15 protein-coding genes are annotated in these 17,765 nt (G+C 73.3%); 2 read left to right on the forward strand and 13 right to left on the reverse strand.

Annotated features, from left to right (window positions below):
* Positions 1-44: 44 nt before the first annotated feature.
* Genes ACFWUQ_RS10640 through ACFWUQ_RS10650 form a run of 3 tightly spaced genes read right to left on the reverse strand, consistent with a single transcriptional unit; the run spans position 45 to position 2,937 of the window.
* A complete protein-coding gene (locus ACFWUQ_RS10640; RefSeq protein ID WP_384535710.1) occupies positions 45-1,262 on the reverse strand; it encodes a dipeptidase in 1,218 nt (405 codons plus the stop codon).
* Entirely contained in the window at positions 1,259-1,801 is a 543-nt protein-coding gene (purE, locus tag ACFWUQ_RS10645; protein ID WP_384535713.1) for a 5-(carboxyamino)imidazole ribonucleotide mutase, read from the reverse strand. Before purE ends, ACFWUQ_RS10640 begins: the two co-directional genes overlap by 4 nt.
* The gene (locus tag ACFWUQ_RS10650; RefSeq protein WP_384535715.1) at positions 1,798-2,937 is read right to left on the reverse strand and encodes a 5-(carboxyamino)imidazole ribonucleotide synthase; all 1,140 of its coding nucleotides are present in this window, start codon (positions 2,935-2,937) and stop codon (positions 1,798-1,800) included. Before ACFWUQ_RS10650 ends, purE begins: the two co-directional genes overlap by 4 nt.
* Positions 2,938-3,134: 197 nt before the next feature.
* Here ACFWUQ_RS10650 and ACFWUQ_RS10655 point away from each other — a divergent pair, with 197 nt between their 5' ends.
* On the forward strand, positions 3,135-3,689 hold the full coding sequence (locus ACFWUQ_RS10655) for a GtrA family protein (RefSeq protein WP_384535717.1): 555 nt from the start codon (positions 3,135-3,137) through the stop codon (positions 3,687-3,689).
* 40 nt (positions 3,690-3,729) lie between these two features.
* Here ACFWUQ_RS10655 and ACFWUQ_RS10660 read toward each other — a convergent pair whose 3' ends face one another.
* Both ACFWUQ_RS10660 and ACFWUQ_RS10665 read right to left on the reverse strand, forming a co-directional pair.
* Positions 3,730-4,995: an ATP-binding protein gene (locus tag ACFWUQ_RS10660; RefSeq protein WP_384535719.1), complete on the reverse strand. Its 1,266-nt coding sequence runs from the start codon at positions 4,993-4,995 to the stop codon at positions 3,730-3,732.
* A gap of 67 nt (positions 4,996-5,062) precedes the next feature.
* Entirely contained in the window at positions 5,063-5,740 is a 678-nt protein-coding gene (locus tag ACFWUQ_RS10665) for a response regulator transcription factor (protein WP_384535722.1), read from the reverse strand.
* 501 nt (positions 5,741-6,241) lie between these two features.
* On the opposite strand from ACFWUQ_RS10665, the gene ACFWUQ_RS10670 reads away from it, so the two are divergent.
* The gene (locus tag ACFWUQ_RS10670; RefSeq protein ID WP_384535724.1) at positions 6,242-7,759 is read left to right on the forward strand and encodes a peptide MFS transporter; all 1,518 of its coding nucleotides are present in this window, start codon (positions 6,242-6,244) and stop codon (positions 7,757-7,759) included.
* Between the two features lie 95 nt (positions 7,760-7,854).
* Here ACFWUQ_RS10670 and ACFWUQ_RS10675 read toward each other — a convergent pair whose 3' ends face one another.
* The 8 genes from ACFWUQ_RS10675 to hutU form a co-directional block, all read right to left on the reverse strand.
* Positions 7,855-9,135: a hypothetical protein gene (locus tag ACFWUQ_RS10675; RefSeq protein WP_384535727.1), complete on the reverse strand. Its 1,281-nt coding sequence runs from the start codon at positions 9,133-9,135 to the stop codon at positions 7,855-7,857.
* A complete protein-coding gene (locus ACFWUQ_RS10680; protein WP_384535729.1) occupies positions 9,132-10,262 on the reverse strand; it encodes a hypothetical protein in 1,131 nt (376 codons plus the stop codon). Before ACFWUQ_RS10680 ends, ACFWUQ_RS10675 begins: the two co-directional genes overlap by 4 nt.
* The gene (locus ACFWUQ_RS10685) at positions 10,259-11,272 is read right to left on the reverse strand and encodes a hypothetical protein (protein ID WP_384535732.1); all 1,014 of its coding nucleotides are present in this window, start codon (positions 11,270-11,272) and stop codon (positions 10,259-10,261) included. The genes ACFWUQ_RS10680 and ACFWUQ_RS10685 overlap by 4 nt, the downstream gene beginning before the upstream one ends.
* Positions 11,273-11,288: 16 nt before the next feature.
* A complete protein-coding gene (locus tag ACFWUQ_RS10690; protein ID WP_384535734.1) occupies positions 11,289-11,966 on the reverse strand; it encodes an LPXTG cell wall anchor domain-containing protein in 678 nt (225 codons plus the stop codon).
* 126 nt (positions 11,967-12,092) lie between these two features.
* Entirely contained in the window at positions 12,093-13,289 is a 1,197-nt protein-coding gene (hutI, locus tag ACFWUQ_RS10695; protein ID WP_384535736.1) for an imidazolonepropionase, read from the reverse strand.
* A 106-nt stretch (positions 13,290-13,395) separates the two neighbouring features.
* Complete coding sequence (locus ACFWUQ_RS10700) at positions 13,396-14,760, reverse strand: formimidoylglutamate deiminase (protein WP_384535739.1); 1,365 nt, start codon at positions 14,758-14,760, stop codon at positions 13,396-13,398.
* Positions 14,751-15,941: an allantoate amidohydrolase gene (locus tag ACFWUQ_RS10705; protein WP_384535844.1), complete on the reverse strand. Its 1,191-nt coding sequence runs from the start codon at positions 15,939-15,941 to the stop codon at positions 14,751-14,753. The genes ACFWUQ_RS10700 and ACFWUQ_RS10705 overlap by 10 nt, the downstream gene beginning before the upstream one ends.
* 53 nt (positions 15,942-15,994) lie before the next feature.
* Positions 15,995-17,659: a urocanate hydratase gene (gene hutU / locus ACFWUQ_RS10710; RefSeq protein ID WP_384535742.1), complete on the reverse strand. Its 1,665-nt coding sequence runs from the start codon at positions 17,657-17,659 to the stop codon at positions 15,995-15,997.
* Positions 17,660-17,765 lie beyond the last annotated feature (106 nt).

The raw sequence follows: 17,765 nt of genomic DNA on the forward strand, positions 1-17,765 counted from the left end.
CGCCGGCCCGGTGGGCGCACCCGCCCGCCGGCCCGGCCGGCCGGTTACGCGACCGGCGCGAGCACCGCGTTCGAGGGGCCGCGAGCCGCCGACAGGTCCCGGGACACCGCCTCCGCGTCGCGCAGCGCCCGTACCGCGTTGGACCAGGTCAGCTTGGCCAGGTCGGCCTTCGACCAGCCGCGCGCCAGCAGTTCGGCGATCAGGTTCGGATAGCCCGCCACATCGTCCAGCCCGGACGGGGTGAAGGCCGTGCCGTCGTAGTCCCCGCCGATGCCGATGTGGTCGATCCCGGCGACCTCGCGCATGTGGTCCAGGTGGTCGGCCACCGTGGCGGCCGTGGCCCGCGGGCGGGGGCGTGCCTCCTCGAAGGCCCGGTGCAGGGCCATCGCCCCGGGCGTGGTGTCGAGGTGGTGGAAGCCGTGGGCCCGCAGGTTCTCGTCCGCGGCGAGGGTCCACTCGACCGCCGCCGGGAGGATGAACTTCGGTACGAAGGTGGCCATCGCCACCCCGCCGTTGGCCGGCAGCAGCGCCAGCACGTCGTCCGGGATGTTGCGCGGGTGGTCGCAGACCGCCCGCGCGGAGGAGTGCGAGAAGATCACGGGCGCGGCGGTGGCGGCGAGCGCGTCCCGCATCGTCGTGGCGGCGACGTGGGAGAGGTCCACGAGCATGCCGACGCGGTTCATCTCGCGGACGACCTCGCGGCCGAAGTCGTTCAGTCCCCCGTGCCGGGGCTCGTCCGTCGCCGAGTCCGCCCAGTCGATGGTGTCGTTGTGGGTGAGCGTCATGTACCGCACGCCCAGCTGGTGCAGGGCGCGCAGGGTGGCCAGCGAGTTGTTGATGGAGTGGCCGCCCTCGGCACCCATCAGGGAGGCGATCCGGCCGTCGGCGCGGGCCGCCTCCATGTCGTCCGCCGTCAGCGCCCGCACCAGGTCGCGCGGGTAGCGCCCGATGAGCTGGGCGACGATGTCGATCTGCTCCAGGGTGGCGCTGACCGCCTCGTCCCCCGCGTAGTCGGAGCGGACGTAGACGGACCAGAACTGCGCGCCGACCCCTCCGGCCCGCAGCCGGGGGATGTCGGTGTGCAGGTGGGCCGACTGGTCCGAGGCGAGGTCCCAGCGGTCGAGGTCGTAGCGCACCGTCGCCGGTGAGCCCGCGGGGGCGGCCCCGTTGCGCAGCGCCCAGGGCAGGTCGTTGTGCCCGTCGACGACCGGGTGCTCGCCGAGCAGGGCACGCGCCTCCTCCAGGCGCCGCGCCGCGCTCACTTGCCGAATCCGAAGGAGTCCGCGCCCGCCACCTTCGTACGCAGCCGCTTGCCCTTCTCGGTGGCCTGGTCGGCCAGCTCCTGCTGGAACTCCCGCATCCGCCCCAGCAGCTCCGCGTCGTGCGCGGCGAGCATGCGCACGGCCAGCAGGCCCGCGTTGCGCGCCCCGGCGACGGAGACGGTGGCGACGGGGACGCCCGCCGGCATCTGCACGATGGACAGCAGCGAGTCCATGCCGTCGAGGTACTTCAGCGGGACCGGCACGCCGATGACCGGCAGCGGGGTGACGGAGGCCAGCATGCCGGGCAGGTGGGCCGCCCCGCCCGCGCCGGCGATGATCGCCTTGAGTCCGCGCCCGGCGGCCTGCTCGCCGTACGCGATCATCTCGCGCGGCATCCGGTGGGCGGAGACGACGTCGACCTCGTAGGGGATCTCGAACTCGTCCAGGGCCTTGGCGGCGGCCTCCATGACCGGCCAGTCCGAGTCCGAGCCCATGACGATGCCGACGACGGGGCCCGCGGAGGGGGCAGTGGTGCTCATTCGGTGATCGTTCCTCTGAGGTAGCCGGCAGCGTGACGTGCTCGCTCCAGCACATCGTCCAGATCGTCGCCGTAGGTGTTGACGTGGCCGACCTTGCGGCCGTGCTTCACGTCCTTGCCGTACATGTGGATCTTCAACTGCGGATCGTGGGCCATGCAGTGCAGGTACGCCGCGTACATGTCGGGGTAGTCCCCGCCGAGCACGTTGGCCATGACCGTCCAGCGGGCCCGGGGGCGCGGGTCGCCCAGGGGGAGGTCCAGGACCGCGCGGACGTGGTTGGCGAACTGGGAGGTGACGGCGCCGTCCTGGGTCCAGTGGCCGCTGTTGTGCGGGCGCATGGCCAGCTCGTTGACCAGGATCCGCCCGTCGGCGGTCTCGAACAGCTCCACGGCCAGGTGGCCGGTCACGTCGAGCTCCTTGGCGATGCGCAGGGCCAGGGCCTGGGCCTCGCCCGCCAGGGCCTCCGAGAGGTTCGGGGCCGGGGCGATCACCGTGTCGCAGACCCCGTCCACCTGGACGGACTCCACGACGGGGTAGGCCACCGCCTGGCCGTGCGGGGAGCGGACGATGTTGGCCGCGAGCTCGCGGACGAACTCGACCTTCTCCTCCGCGAGGACCGGGACGCCCGCCTTGAAGGGGGCCTCCGCGTCCTCGGGCGCGCGGACGAACCACACGCCCTTGCCGTCGTATCCGCCGCGCACCGTCTTGAGGATGATCGGGAAGCCGCCCACCTCGTCCGCGAAGGCCGCCGCGTCCGCCGGATCGCGCACGATCCGGTGGCGGGGGCAGGGCGCGCCGATCTCGTCGAGCCTGGCGCGCATCACCCCCTTGTCCTGGGCGTGCACCAACGCGTCGGGCCCCGGTCGGACGGGGACGCCGTCCGCTTCCAGGGCCCTGAGGTGCTCGGTGGGCACGTGCTCGTGATCGAACGTGATCACGTCGCAGCCGCGCGCGAAGGCGCGCAGCGTGTCCAGGTCGCGATAGTCGCCGATGACGACGTCGCTCACGACCTGGGCCGCCGAGTCCTGAGGGGTGTCACTGAGGATCTTGAATTTGATTCCGAGGGGGATACCCGCCTCGTGGGTCATGCGGGCGAGCTGTCCGCCGCCGACCATGCCGACTACCGGGAACGTCACTCCTCCAGGGTATCCGCCGGTATTCCGCCATCCGGACGGGCCCTGGCGCGGAACGTGCGTACACCGCGGTGTGCCGTGCGTCGCAGGGTGCCCGAAGGCACAGACGGGGCACAGGGGGGACACTTACGATGGGTGGGTTGACGGAATGCCACCGGACGCCCGTACGGGGCGGTGACCGACAGGGACTGAACCATCAGATGAGCACGCCGGGCAACGGATCTGTTCTCGAACGCGTACGCGGCCTCGTACGGGAGGTCGCCAAGTTCGGGGCGGTCGGCGGTCTGGGTGTGCTGGTCAACCTGGGTGTCTTCAACCTGATCCGGCACACGACCGACCTCCAGGTGGTGCGCGCGAGCGTGATAGCCACCGTCGTGGCCATCGCCACCAACTACCTGGGCTTCCGCTACTTCGCCTACCGGGACCGGGCCAAGAGCGGCCGCACCCGCGAGCTGACCCTGTTCGCCGTGTTCAGCGGCGTCGGCCTGGTCATCGAGAACGGCGTGCTGTACACGGCCACGTACGGCTTCGGCTGGGACGGCCCGGTCGCGACGAACGTGTTCAAGTTCGTCGGCATCGGCACGGCGACCGTCTTCCGCTTCTGGTCCTACCGGACCTGGGTCTTCAAGGCCCTGCCCGCCGGGCCGGAGGCCGCGGCCGCTCCGGCGCCCGCCGCGCCCCTGTCCGGGCCGGCGCCCCTGCGCACGGGCGCGAGGCCGCGGCCGGTCCCCGAACCGGAGCCGGCGAACAACTGAGCCGGCTCTCCCGCCGGCACCGCCGCGGCCGGGCCGGACCTCAGCGGACCGTCACCCGCGGCTCCCCGCGCTCGGGGGCCGTCCGGCTCAGGAACAGGGCGAAGACCGGCGGCTTCGCCTGCAGCAGTTCGAGCCGCCCGCCGTCCGCCTCCGCGAGGTCCCGGGCGACCGCCAGGCCGATGCCGGTCGAGTTGCGGCCGCTGATGGCCCGCTCGAAGATCCGGTTGCCGAGGTCGGGCGGGACTCCGGGGCCCTCGTCCGTCACCTCCAGCACGGCCTGGTTGCCGATGACCCGGGTGCGCAACGCGACCGTGCCGCCGCCGTGCATGAGCGCGTTCTCCACCAGGGTCGCCAGGACCTGCGAGACCGCCCCCGGAGTGCCGACGGCCCGTACGCCGGGCTTGCCGGAGCGTACGAGGGCCCGGCCGGCGCTGCGGTAGGCGGGCCGCCACTCCTCCTCCTGCTGCTTGACGACCTCGTCCAGGTCGAAGGGGACCGCCGAGCCGGTCCGGGGGTCCCGGGAGTTCGTCAGCAGCCGCTGGACCACGTCCGTGAGGCGCTCGACCTGGGTGAGGGCGATCGTCGCCTCCTCCCGGACCGTCGCCAGGTCGTCGGTGACGGTGATCTCCTCCAGCCGCATGGACAGGGCCGTGAGCGGGGTGCGCAGCTGGTGGGAGGCGTCGGCGGCCAGTCTGCGCTCGGCGGTCAGCATCCGGCCGATCCGCTCGGCGCTGGAGTCCAGTACGTCGGCGACCCGGTCGAGCTCGGGTACCCCGTACCGCTTGTGGCGGGGCCTCGGATCGCCCGAGCCCAGCCGCTCCGCCGTCTCGGCGAGATCGGTGAGCGGTGAGGCCAGCCGGTTCGCCTGCCGTACGGCGAGGAGTACGGCCGCCACGACGGCCAGCAGGGCCACGGCGCCGACGACGGCCAAGGTCCGCCCGACCTCCCGGGTCACGGTGGACCGGGACTCCTCGACGATGACGGTCTCGCCCTGCTCACCGCGCGCGATGCCCCGGACGACGCTTCCGGAGATCCGGTCCCCCACCTCCACGGCGGGCCGGTCGGGCACGGTGACCCGCGCGTAGTGGCCGGCGTCGAGCTGCTCGGCGAGCGCCAGGGGGTCGATCTGCCGCTTCTCCGCGAGGTCCGTCTCGACGATGCCCATCAGCCGCAGCGCCTCGGACTCGATCCGGTCCTGGGCGCTGCTGGTGATGGTGCGGGTCTCCACGATGACCAGGGAGACCCCGAAGACGGCGATGACGACGAGCACCACGGCGAGCGTGGAGTTGATCAAGCGGCGGCGCATGGCTCGGGTGGTTCCTCGGGTCGGCGTCTCGGGGCGGGTCCTCGGGGTCGGTTCCCCGGGAGGCCGGTCAGCTCTTCTCGAAGCGGAAGCCGACGCCCCGGACGGTGGCGATGTAGCGGGGGTTCGCCGCGTCGTCGCCCAGCTTCTTGCGCAGCCAGGAGATGTGCATGTCGAGGGTCTTGGTGGACGACCACCAGGTGGTGTCCCAGACCTCGCGCATCAGCTGGTCGCGGGTCACGACCCGGCCGGCGTCGCGGACCAGGACGCGCAGCAGGTCGAATTCCTTGGCCGTGAGCTGGAGCTCCTCGTCGCCCATCCAGGCGCGGTGCGATTCGACGTCGATCCGCACGCCGTGGGTGGCGGGGGGCTGGGCCGTCTCGGCGGCGCCGCGCCGGAGCAGGGCCCGGACCCGGGCCAGCAGCTCGGCGAGCCGGAAGGGCTTGGTCACGTAGTCGTCGGCGCCGGCGTCCAGGCCGACCACCGTGTCGACCTCGTCCGCGCGGGCGGTGAGGACCAGGATCGGGAAGCCGTGGCCCTCGGCGCGCAGTCTGCGGGCCACTTCCAGGCCGTCCATGCCCGGCAGGCCCAGGTCCAGGACGACGAGGTCGACGCCGCCCTGCAGTCCCGCGTCCAGGGCCGTGGGGCCGTCCTCCCGGACCTCGACCTCGTACCCCTCCCGGCGCAGGGCGCGGGCGAGAGGTTCCGAGATGGATGCGTCGTCCTCGGCGAGCAGTACACGCGTCATGTGGGTGATGGTAGTCCGCACGAGCTAAAAGGAGGGGCCTGCCCACAGAGCCCTGCCGATCTGGGGTTATGACGGTCTGGCGACCTTCGAATACCGTCAAACGGTTCCCTGAGAGCCTTGTGATCCATATCTCAAGTCCTTCCATATGCGGCAGTGTCGTGTCGTATGGTGGCGAGACGCCTGATGCACTACCAAGGGACCTTTGTGCCGAAAAGCGAGCCGAAGGTCTCTGATTTCTGTTCGGGCCGGTCGGCAGTCTTGATGAAGAAGTGACGGACTGCTGTCTCCGGCCCCGAAGACAGCGAAGACCTGTGGGCCGGCCCTGCGCGCGATGGTGCGCGACAGGGCGTGGATCCCGGTGAACGGCTGACCCTCCGCCCCGATCCGTCGGGGCGGGCCCCCGGGCGTGGGGCGGGTCGACCGCCGCCGGTGCCGGCCACCCCTCACCGGGCGCTCATCAGCTCACAAGGCCGAGGCGTCCCGAGCAAGCAAGGATCGACCATGGCTTCCAGCCTGACGAAGGACCCGGCGGATCCGTCCACCGAGAAGACCTTCTTCGGCCACCCCCGTGGCCTGGCCACTCTGTTCATGACCGAGATGTGGGAGCGCTTCTCCTACTACGGCATGCGCGCCCTCCTCGTCGTCTACCTGATCTCGGGTGGCGTCGACGCCGCGACCGACAGCCAGGGCGGCGGCCTGGCCATGAAGGCCGCCACGGCCACGGCCATCTACTCCATCTACGTGGCCATGGTCTACCTCATGGCGCTGCCCGGTGGCTGGTTCGGCGACCGCGTCTGGGGTGCCCGCAAGACGGTCGCCATCGCCGGTGGCGTGATCATGGCGGGCCACTTCTCGCTCGCCCTGCCGGGCCAGGCGATGTTCTTCGTCGGCCTCGCGCTGGTGGCGGCCGGTTCCGGCCTGCTGAAGGCCAACATCTCCACGATGGTCGGCCACCTCTACGACGGTCCGCAGGACCCGCGTCGCGACAGTGGCTTCACCCTCTTCTACGTGGGCATCAACCTCGGTGCCTTCGTCGCGCCGTTCGTCATCGGCACCGTCGGCCAGACCGTCAACTGGCACCTGGGCTTCGCCCTGGCCGGCGCGGGCATGGCGGTGGGCCTGATCCAGTTCATGCTGGGCACCAAGCACCTCAGCCCGACCAGCAGCCTGGTTCCGAACCCGCTGTCGGCGCAGGAGCGCACCGCGATCGTCATGAAGGTCGCCGGAGCGGTCGGTGTCGTCGCCGCCTTCTACGCGGTCATCGGCTTCACCGGTGTCTTCACGCTGAACTGGGCCCTGGTGCCGCTGACCCTGGCGGGTCTGCTGATCCCGGTCGGCGTCCTGGTCCGCATCAAGCGCGACAAGGACCTGTCGGCGCCCGAGCAGTCGAAGATGAACGGCTACATCTGGTTCTTCGTCGCCGCCGCCGTCTTCTGGATGATCTACGACCAGGGTGGTTCCACGCTGGCCGCCTTCGCCGAGAAGAACTCCGCGAACACGGTCTTCGGCTTCGACTTCCCCTCGACGTGGTTCCAGTCCCTGAACCCGCTCTTCGTCATGACCCTGGCCCCGGTCTTCGCCTGGCTGTGGATCTGGCTGGCGCGCAAGAACCAGGAACCGACGACCATCGTGAAGTTCTCGATGGCCCTGGTCCTCGTGGGCGCCTCGTTCTTCGTCTTCGTCGTGCCGATGGGCATGGCGAACGGCGGCGACAAGGTCAGCCCGATGTGGCTGGTCTCGATCTACATGATCCAGACGATCGCCGAGCTGTGCCTGTCGCCGGTGGGCCTGTCGGTCACCACGAAGATGGCCCCGCAGAAGTACGCGAGCCAGATGATGGGTGTCTGGTTCCTCGCGGTCACCGCCGGTGACTGCACCACGGGCCTGCTCTCCATCGCCGGGGTCGACCTGAACGGCACCACGATCATCGCCGCGCAGGCCGCGCTGGCGGCGCTCGCGGGCTTCGCGATCTACATGTACCGCAAGAAGGTCCAGACGATGATGGGCGACGTCCACTGACGCCCTGAACCGCTGCCTCACCGGGACGGCCCGGCACACCTCGCGGTGTGCCGGGCCGTCCTGCCGTACGGGCGCCGGCGGGCGCCGTACCGGGCCTAGCGGGTGCCGCGCAGGCGGCGCCAGGGGGTGAAGGTGAACACCGCGCCGCCGAGCAGGACCACCGTGCCGGCGATCAGGGCCAGGGCCTTGATGCCGCCCTCGTCCTCTGCGCCGGTCTCGGCGAGGTTGCCCGAGGAGGCGCCGGCGGAGGTGTTCCCGGTGCTGGACGGGGAGCCCGATCCGCCCTGCTGGGCGGTGGTGTCCAGCTCCAGCGAGACGCCGCTGCTGGTCGCCTTGCAGGGGACGTTGATCGGCGCCGCGCCCGGTGCCATCGTGACGTCGATCGTCAGCTGGTCCGGGCTCAGCGTCACCTTGCCGGTCTTGCCGGGGGTGTAGGTGCCGGTCATGTCGCTGAGGCTGACGGGGGCCTTGTCCGGGATGGGCTCCGCGTTGGCCGGGCCGGAGACCTTGACCGCGCCGGTGTCGGCGCCGCCCAGTTTGACGTTCATCGAGGGCTTGAGGGCCCCGGCGGGCAGGGCCATGGGCGCGGCCATCGCGCCCTTGGCGGTCTTGACGGTCAGGTCGTAGCCGCCGCCCTTCTTCTTCGCGTTGATCGTGACCGGGGTCTTGATGCCGCCGGGCACGACCGGGCCGCAGTCGAAGGCGACCTCGACGGCCTTGCCCGGGAAGTCGGTCTGACCACCGGAGCCGGCGGTGGTGCCGCCGTTGTTCGTGCCTCCGTTCGTGGTGCCGCCGTTGGTGGCGCCTCCGTTCGTGGTGCCTCCGTTGCCGGAGCCGGCGGACACGTCGATGGTGGCCCCGGCGGCCACGTTCCCCTGCGGCGCGCACTTGGTGACGAACGTGCCGAAGGAGAAGGAGACGGCGACGTCGTACTTGCCGGGGGTCAGAGTGATCTTGCCGGCCTTGGTGAGCTTCAGCTTGCCCTTCATCGCCGACATGACCATGGGGGCCTTCTTGGCGATCGGCGGGTTCTTCTTCTCCCCGACGACCTTCAGCTCCCCCATCCCGCCGCTCAGCGCGATCCAGCCGGTCGGCTGGACGGCGTCCTTCGGGATGTCCATCAGGTCGGTGTTGTTCGAGGCGGGCTTGACCGTCTCCCAGACCACGTCGACCTCGTCACCGACCTTGGCCGAGGCCGGGGCCGTGACCTTCGCCGTGGTCTCGCCCTCGACCGGGTCGCCGCCGCCGGCCGGCGGCACGCACTTGACCTTGTACGTGGTCTCGGCGGCCAGGGCGGGAGAAGCCGATGTGGCGATACCCGCGCCGCCGAGCAGCAGCGCGACCACGGCCGCGCTCACCCTCCGTTGGGTCTTCACGAATGTCCCTTCGTCGTCGAACGTTTCTCAGACGGTGCGGACGTCTGCGGTGCTGTCTCCGGCGCGCTGTCCGGGGTGAACCACGGCAGGACCGCCGCGGTGGTCTCAGGGGTCTCCGCGGACGGTGCGGAGCGGGCCGGCGCGGATCCCCGCGGGGCGGGCGTCCGCGGCAGCCGGGCCGTCACGGCCGCCGTGCCGTCCTGGGGCCGCGCGCCCCGGTGGCGGCCGCCGGCGGGGCCGGGACGCGGGCGGACCCGGTCGACGACGGCCATGCCGACGCGGAAGACGGCGGCGGGGACCACCACCAGGAGCAGGCCCCAGAAGAGCAGGACCCCGTACGGCCGGTCCACGCGCCAGGGCTGGGTGGCCACGACGGTCTCGCCGTACTTGAGGGAGAGCGTGTAGTCCCCGTGGGCCCCCGCGGCGAGGGCGGCGTCCAGGGCGATCTCCGCCTTGCCGCCGGGCGCGATGGTCCCCTTCCAGCGGACCTCCTCCCACCGGGGCGCGAACACCCCGTGGGCGGTGCCGAGCTGGAAGACGGGGTCCTTGACGGGTGCGGAGCCGAGATTGCCGACGGTGACCGTGAACTTCCGGCTCGGCGGGGCCCCGAACCAGGTGAGCACCCCGTCCCCGCCCTCCAGCCGGACCCCGGTGAGCATCGCGAGGCGGGCGGTGCCGGACGCGGCCGGCAGCTCGGCCACCGGGTGGTCCGTGATCCTCAGCGGAAGGGCCACGGTGGACTGGTCGCCGTTGACGGAGGTGACGTTGACGACGCACGGGCAGGGCTCGGGCGGCGCCGCCACGGGCAGCCGGGCGGCGAAGCGCCCGTCGTCGGCGACCGAGACGGCGGCTCCGTCGGCGTTGGCGCAGCTGTTGGTGCCGCCGATCATGTTCTGCCCGCAGACCAGCAGCATCACCATGGTCCTCGGACGCCAGCCGGTGCCGGTGACGGTGATCTCGGCGCCCTTGGCGGCCTCCGGCAGGGAGAGGGCCGCGGCGGCCCGGCCCTCGTCGGCGGCCGCCGGCGGCGCGGGCGCCAGGAGCAGGGCGCACGCCGCCAGCCCCGCCGCGAGGAGGGCCGCGAGTCCCGCGGTGGCTCGGGGGCGTACGCCGGGCAGGGCACTCACGTGGCTGCTCCCGTCAGTTCGTGTTCCGGTGCGTGGGCGGGTCCCGTTCCCGGGGCCGCGCCGGGCGGTTCGCCGCGCGGCGGCTCCGGCCGGGGGCGCCGGCCCCGTACGAGGTACAGCGCGGTCAGCGCGGTCCCGCCGAGGGCGGCCAGGCCGGCGGCGGTCCAGCCGGCGATCCGCCAGGGCACGAACCACGCGCTGGTGCCCGCCTCGGCCCGGGCGCCGCCGGGAGCGCTGACGGCGACGGTGACGCGGACCCGGTCGAGGACGGGGGCTCCGGGCCAGGGCTCGGTCAGCGCCACCCGCTCACCGGGGAGCAGCTCCACGGGCAGGGTGCGGGGGCCGCGGCCGGGTACGTCGCCGAGGCGGCCGTCGGCGCGGATCTCCAGCTCGGGGGCCAGGGCGACGTTGCCCCGGTTGACCAGGGTGTACGCGACCTGGGCCGAGGCGCCGCGGCCGCGCACGGCGACGTCCTCGACGGTGAGGGCGGCCAGGGTCGGTCCGCCGACCCGCAGGTGGACCCGTACGCCCACCTCGCGGCCGCCCTCGGTGGCGACCACGGCCGCGGGGTGGTCGCCGGGCGCGGAGGCGGGCGGGACGGTGACGGTGAAGGGGACCACCGCGCGGGTGCGGGGCGGGATCGTGACCGCGGCGGCGGGTCCGAAGCTGATCCAGGCCCCGGCGCCGGTGGCCGGGGCGGGCGCGGGGGCTGCCGGGCGCACGGCGGGGGCGTCCTCCGCCGCGGTGGGGGCGTCGGCGCCGCGCAGGGTGACGGTCCGCTCCTGGTCGGTGGTGTTGGACAGGGCGAGGTGGTCCTCCAGGACGGCGCCGGGGGTGCCCGCGAGGTAGAAGTACGGGCGGGCGCCGCCGAGCCGGCCCGCGGCGGGCTCGGCCGTCCAGCCGGACCCGTCGGCGGCGGCGGGGCGGGCGGGGGCGGCGTGCAGCGCGAGGGCGGTGAGCGCGGTGAGGAACAGGGCGCCGGTGCGCCGGAGGCTGTGGGGCACGGGCATGGCCGGGGTGCTCCGTTCAGGACCGGGCCCGCCGGCCGCGCCGGGTCAGCCACAGGACGCCGGCGGCGCCGGCCAGCAGCACGGTGGCGCCGAAGGTGCCGAGGGCGAGGGCGGAGTCGACGGGGCCGGTCTGCGGCAGGGTGTCGCCGGACGCCTCGCCGCCGGTCGGGGCGGCGGCCCCGGCGGCCGCCGTGACGTCCAGTTCGAGCGAGGGCCGGGGGCTGTTGCCGGGGACGCAGGTGGTCGTGGTGCCCATGGCCTTGATGGTGAGCACCCCGGCGGTGAAGGTGACCCGGCCGCTCTTCCCGGGCGTGTAGGTGCCCGAGAGGTCGCTGATCCTGATGGGCGTGTCGGCCGGCGCGGCCTCGGCGTTGGGCTGCCCGGAGACCGGGACGGACACCTTCTCCGCGCCGTCGGCGAGGATGACCGCGCTCGGGGACATGGCGCCCTTGCCGAGTTCGATCGGGCTGGAGGAGACACCCTTCTGGAAGGACATCGTGAGCTTGTAGGAGTCGCCCTCCTTGACGGCCTTGATGTCGATGGGCGACACGGCCGACTTGTCCCCGATCGGGGTCTTGCAGTCGTAGGCCACGTCGACGACGTCGGCGCGGGCCGCGGGGGCGGCCAGCAGTACCGCCGAGCCGGCCAGCGCGGAGGCCAGCGCGAGTGCGGTGGTGCGTTTCCGGTCGGACACCTTCGTCTTCCCCTCGGGCCACAAGTTACTGACGACACATCAGATTGGTGGCTCAAGGTACGCCCGGGTCCTTGCGGAGGGAAGACAAAGGACGGCCCGGATCGACGGCCCGTCGGCCGCGCGGTTTCAGGCCACGGGAGCCTGCGGGGCCACCCGTACGCCCCGCTGCCAGACGGCCGAGACGAGCGGGACCCCGGGCCGGTAGGCGAGGTGGACGTGGCTGGGGGCGTCGAGGAGGGCCAGGTCCGCCCGGGCTCCGGGAGTGAGCGTGCCGATGTCGCCGCGGCGCAGCGCGCGGGCACCGCCGGCGGTGGCCGACCAGAGGGCCTCGTCGGGGGTCATGCCCATGTCCCGGACCGCGAGCGCGATGCAGAACGGCATGGAACTGGTGTAGGACGAGCCGGGGTTGCAGTCGGTGGACAGCGCGACGGTCGCCCCGGCGTCGAGCAGGCGGCGGGCGTCGGGCCACGGGGCGCGGGTGGAGAACTCGGCGCCGGGCAGCAGGGTGGCCACGGTGGTGGCGGCGGCCTGGGCGAGCGCGTCCACGTCGGCGTCGGTGAGGTGGGTGCAGTGGTCGGCGGAGGCCGCCGCCAGCTCCACGGCGAGCTGGACCCCGGGGCCGTGGTTGAGCTGGTTGGCGTGGACGCGCGGGATCAGCCCGGCGGCGGCTCCGGCGGTCAGGATCGCGCGGGCCTGGTCCCCGTCGAAGGCGCCCTTCTCGCAGAACACGTCGACCCAGCGGGCGTAGGGGGCGCAGGCCGCCAGCATCTCGCCGGTGACGAGGTCGACGTAGGCGGCCGGGTCCTCGGCGTAGTCGGGGGAGACGATGTGCGCGCCGAGGTAGGTGACCTCCTCGGTGTGCGCGGCGGCGATGCGCAGGGCGCGGGCCTCGTCGGCGACGGTGAGTCCGTAGCCGGACTTGGTCTCGACGGTGGTGGTGCCCTGGCGGCGGGCCTCGCGGAGGTGGCGCAGGAGGTTCGCCTCCAGCTCGGCGTCGCTGGCGGCGCGGGTCGCGGCGACCGTGGTGCGGATGCCGCCGGCGGTGTAACCGCGTCCGGACATGCGGGCGTTGAACTCCGCGGTGCGGTCGCCGGCGAAGACCAGGTGCGAGTGCGAGTCGACGAAGCCGGGGATGACGGCGCTGCCGTGCGCGTCGTACGCGGTGTCGGCGGCCGGCGCCTCGGCGGCGGGGCCGACCCAGGCGATCCTGTCGTCCTCGATGACGACGGCCGCGTCCTGGATCAGGCCGAGGGCGGTGCCGTCACCGAGGGCGGGGTCGTTGGTGACGAGGCTGCCGATGCGGGTGATGACGGTGGTGGTCATGAGTTCCTCTCAGAACCGGGCCGCCCCGGGCCGCGCGCCCGGCGCGCGGCGCGGGGGCCGGGGGCCGGGCCTCGGGGTCGGGAAGCGGCGGGGGCGGGGCGCGGTGTCAGGCGCGGAGGGCGGCGATCGACGCGGCCAGGGCCGACGGTACGTCCCCGACCAGCGCGTGGACGCCGTCGCGGACGATGTGGCGACCGCCGACCACGGTGTGGCGGACGTCCGCCGCCGTGGCGGCGAACACCGCCGTCTCCGCCCCGAGGCGCGGCAGGGGTCCCGCCGTGCGGACGGAGTCCAGGGCGAGGGTGGTGAAGTCCGCGAGGGCCCCGGGCTCCAGGCGGCCCGCGTCCGGCCGGCCGAGGGCGGCATGGCCGTCGGCGGTGGCGGCGGAGAGCAGGGCGTTCGCCGTCCAGTGCCCCCGGGTGCGGCTGCGCAGGCGCTCGTTGAGCTCCATCGCCCGGGCCTCTTCGAGCAGGTCGATCACGGCGTGGCTGTCGCTGCCGAGCGACAGCGGGCTGCCCGCGTGCTGGAGGCGGGCCGCCGGCCCGATGCCGTCGGCGAGGTCGCGTTCGGTGGTGGGGCACATGCAGGTGCCGGTGGAGGTGCCGCCGAGCAGGGCGATGTCCGCGTCGGTCAGGTGGGTGTTGTGGACCCCGGTGGTGCGCGGGCCGAGGACCCCGTGGTCGGCGAGGAGCTCGGTCGGGGTGCGGCCGTGGGCGGCCCGGCAGGCGTCGTTCTCGGCGGTCTGCTCGGAGAGGTGGACGTGCAGGGGGGCTTGCCGCTCCGCGGCCCAGGCGGCGACGGTCCCCAGTTCCGCCGCGGGCACGGCGCGGACCGAGTGGATCGCGGCGCCGACCAGCGCGTGCTCGCGGGGCTTGAGCGCCGAGACGCGCTCCGCCCAGGCCTCGGCGGTGCCGTCGGAGAAGCGCAGCTGGTGCGGTTCGGGCTCCCGGCCGAAGCCCGAGGACAGGTAGGCGGTGTCGAGGAGGGTGATGCGGATGCCGGCCTCGGCGGCCGCCTCGATCAGGGCCTCCCCCATGGCGTTCGGGTCGGCGTAGGGGGCGCCGCCGGGCGCGTGGTGGACGTAGTGGAACTCGCCGACGTTCGTGATGCCGGCCAGGGCCATCTCCGCGTACACGGCGCGGGCGAGCGCGAAGTAGCGCTCGGGGGTGAGGTTCTGGGCGACCTTGTACATGACGTCGCGCCAGGTCCAGAAGGTGCCGGAGCCGACCTGGACGGTGGAGCGCAGCGCGCGGTGGAAGGCGTGGCTGTGCGCGTTGGCCAGGCCGGGGACGGTCAGCCCGCGCAGCGGCTCGGCGCCCGGCGGCGGGGTCGGCGCACCGGTGGTCAGGGCCGCGATCCTGCCGTCGGCCGCTACGGCCAGGGCCACGCCCGGCTCGACGTGGGTGCCGAGCCAGGCGTGTTCCAGCCAGTACGTCTTCCGCGCCGCCACCGCGTTCCCCTTCACCTGCATGCGAGTCCTTCCAGTACGTCGGCGAGGGCGAGGACGCCGGCCACGCAGTCGTCCTCGGCGGCGAACTCCCGCGGCGAGTGGGAGACGCCGGTCGGGTTCCGTACGAACAGCATCGCGGTCGGGACGGCCGCGGAGAGGATTCCTGCGTCGTGTCCCGCTCCGGTGCCGAGCACCGGGACGGCGCCGCCCAGGATCCGGTTCAGCTCGTCGCGCAGGGCGTGCTCGAACTCGACGACCGGGGTGAAGGACTCCCGGACGACCGCGAGGTCGACGCCGTCCTGGTCGGCGCGTTCGCGGGCGGCCTTCTCGACGGCGGTGACCACCGTGTCGAGGGTGGCCTGGTCGGCCGCGCGGGAGTCGAGCCAGCCCCGTACCAGGGACGGGATCGCGTTGACCCCGTTGGGCTCGACGGAGATCTTCCCGAAGGTGGCGACGGCGCCGGCGAGCGCCGCTTCGGCGCGGGCCGCGAGGACCGTCGCCGCGTAGGTCAGCATGGGGTCGCGGCGGTCCACGAGCCGGGTGGTGCCGGCGTGGTTGGCCTCGCCGCGGAAGTCGAACCGCCAGCGGCCGTGCGGCCAGATCGCGGACGCGATGCCGACCCGGTCCCCGCTGAGGTCGAGGGCCCGGCCCTGCTCCACGTGCAGTTCGACGAAGGCGCCGATGCGGGCGAGGCGCTCGGGGTCCGCCCCGATGGCGGCGGGGTCGTACCCGGCGGCCTCCATGGCGGCGGGCAGGCTGACACCGTCGGCGTCGCGGAGCTCGTAGGCCTTCTCCCGGGTCAGCTGCCCGGCCGCGAGCCGGGAGCCGACGCAGGCGAGCCCGAAGCGGGCCCCCTCCTCGTCACCGAAGTTGGTGATGGCCAGGGGCCTGGCGAACTCCGCTCCCCTCCTGCGGAGTTCGTCCAGGGCCGCGAAGGAGGACACCACCCCGAGGGGGCCGTCGAAGGCCCCGCCGTCGGGGACGGAGTCCAGGTGCGAGCCGGTGACCACGGCGTCCCCGGCGAGGGGGTCGCCGAGCCAGGCCCACTGGTTGCCGTTGCGGTCGGTCTCGTACGCCATGCCGCGCGCCCGCGCCTGCTCCTGGAACCAGGCCCGGCAGTCGGTGTCCGCCCCGGTCCAGGCGTAGCGGCGGTAGCCGCCGGAGCCGCTGTCGCGGCCGAGGAGCGCGAGCTCCGCCCACATGCTGTGGAAGGAGGGGGCCCCGCTCACGGGGGCCTCGCTCGCCGGGGCCTCGCTCACGCGGTGTCACCCTCGCGCATCGGGACACGGACCCCGCGCTCGTCGGCGACCGACTCGGCGATGTCGTAGCCGGCGTCGACGTGGCGGATGACGCCCATGCCCGGGTCGTTGGTGAGGACGCGGCGGATCTTCTCGCCGGCCAGCGGGGTGCCGTCGGCGACGGTGACCTGGCCCGCGTGGATGGAGCGGCCCATGCCGACGCCGCCGCCGTGGTGCAGGGAGACCCAGGAGGCGCCGGAGGCGACATTGACCATGGCGTTGAGCAGCGGCCAGTCGGCGATGGCGTCGGAGCCGTCGAGCATGGCCTCGGTCTCGCGGTACGGGGAGGCCACCGAGCCGCAGTCGAGGTGGTCGCGGCCGATGACCAGCGGGGCGGCCAGTTCGCCGCTCGCGACCATGTCGTTGAAGCGCTCGCCGGCCTTGTCGCGCTCGCCGTAGCCGAGCCAGCAGATCCGCGCGGGCAGGCCCTGGAAGTGGACCCGCTCGCCGGCCATCTTGATCCAGCGGTGCAGGGACTCGTTCTCCGGGAAGAGGTCGAGCATCGCCTTGTCGGTCTTGTGGATGTCGGAGGCCTCGCCGGACAGGGCGGCCCAGCGGAAGGGGCCCTTGCCCTCGCAGAACAGCGGCCGGATGTAGGCGGGGACGAAGCCGGGGAAGGCGAAGGCGCGGTCGTAGCCGGCCAGTTGGGCCTCGCCGCGGATGGAGTTGCCGTAGTCGAAGACCTCGGCGCCGGCGTCCATGAAGCCGACCATGGCCTCGACGTGCGTGGCCATGGACTCGCGGGCGCGGGTGGTGAAGCCGGCCGGGTCCTTGGCCGCGTAGGCCGCCATGTCGTCGAAGTCCACCCCGACGGGGAGGTAGGCCAGCGGGTCGTGGGCGCTGGTCTGGTCGGTGACGATGTCGATCGGGGCGCCCTCGGCCAGCATCTGCGGGAGGAGCTCGGCGGCGTTGCCGAGCAGGCCGATGGACAGCGGCCTGCGGGCGTCGCGGGCCTCGACGGCCAGCTGGAGCGCGTGCTGGAGGCTGTCGGCCCGCACGTCCAGGTAGCGGTGCTCGATGCGGCGCTCGATGGCGCGCGGGTCGACGTCGATGCAGATGGCGACGCCGTCGTTCATCGTCACGGCGAGCGGCTGGGCGCCGCCCATGCCGCCGAGGCCGGCGGTCAGGGTGATGGTGCCGGCGAGGGTGCCGTCGAACTTCTTGGCCGCGACGGCCGCGAAGGTCTCGTAGGTGCCCTGGAGGATGCCCTGGGTGCCGATGTAGATCCACGAGCCGGCCGTCATCTGCCCGTACATAGTCAGGCCGAGCTGTTCCAGGCGGCGGAACTCCTCCCAGTTGGCCCAGTCGCCGACGAGGTTGGAGTTGGCGAGCAGGACGCGCGGCGCCCACTCGTGGGTCTGCATGACGCCGACGGGGCGGCCGGACTGGACGAGCATGGTCTCGTCCTGCTTGAGGGTCCGCAGCGTGCGGACCATCGCGTCGTACGAGCGCCAGTCGCGGGCGGCCTTGCCGGTGCCGCCGTAGACGACGAGCTTGTCGGGGTGCTCGGCGACCTCGGGGTCGAGGTTGTTCTGGAGCATCCGCAGCGCGGCCTCCTGCTGCCATCCCAGGGTGCTGAGTGCGGTACCGCGCGAGGCCCGTACGGGGCGAGGTCCTGACATGGCTGTGCCTCCTCCGATGTTGGTCAATCCATTCACATCCTCGCTTCCTGAATAGATTCAGTCAACAGCTGCGGGCGGGCGGGTGTGCCGCGGGCACGCGGGCCGG

The organism is Streptomyces sp. NPDC058662 (assembly GCF_042716255.1).
GTDB lineage: Bacteria > Actinomycetota > Actinomycetes > Streptomycetales > Streptomycetaceae > Streptomyces.

What these genes read in the sequence shown, in the direction of transcription:
- purE (WP_384535713.1), bottom strand. Translation starts at nt 1,801, where the DNA reads ATGAGCACCACTGCCCCCTCCGCGGGCCCCGTCGTCGGCATCGTCATG.
- ACFWUQ_RS10655 (WP_384535717.1), top strand. Translation starts at nt 3,135, where the DNA reads ATGAGCACGCCGGGCAACGGATCTGTTCTCGAACGCGTACGCGGCCTC.
- ACFWUQ_RS10660 (WP_384535719.1), bottom strand. Translation starts at nt 4,995, where the DNA reads ATGCGCCGCCGCTTGATCAACTCCACGCTCGCCGTGGTGCTCGTCGTC.
- ACFWUQ_RS10665 (WP_384535722.1), bottom strand. Translation starts at nt 5,740, where the DNA reads ATGACGCGTGTACTGCTCGCCGAGGACGACGCATCCATCTCGGAACCT.
- ACFWUQ_RS10670 (WP_384535724.1), top strand. Translation starts at nt 6,242, where the DNA reads ATGGCTTCCAGCCTGACGAAGGACCCGGCGGATCCGTCCACCGAGAAG.
- ACFWUQ_RS10685 (WP_384535732.1), bottom strand. Translation starts at nt 11,272, where the DNA reads ATGCCCGTGCCCCACAGCCTCCGGCGCACCGGCGCCCTGTTCCTCACC.
- hutI (WP_384535736.1), bottom strand. Translation starts at nt 13,289, where the DNA reads ATGACCACCACCGTCATCACCCGCATCGGCAGCCTCGTCACCAACGAC.
- ACFWUQ_RS10700 (WP_384535739.1), bottom strand. Translation starts at nt 14,760, where the DNA reads ATGCAGGTGAAGGGGAACGCGGTGGCGGCGCGGAAGACGTACTGGCTG.
- ACFWUQ_RS10705 (WP_384535844.1), bottom strand. Translation starts at nt 15,941, where the DNA reads ATGTGGGCGGAGCTCGCGCTCCTCGGCCGCGACAGCGGCTCCGGCGGC.
- hutU (WP_384535742.1), bottom strand. Translation starts at nt 17,659, where the DNA reads ATGTCAGGACCTCGCCCCGTACGGGCCTCGCGCGGTACCGCACTCAGC.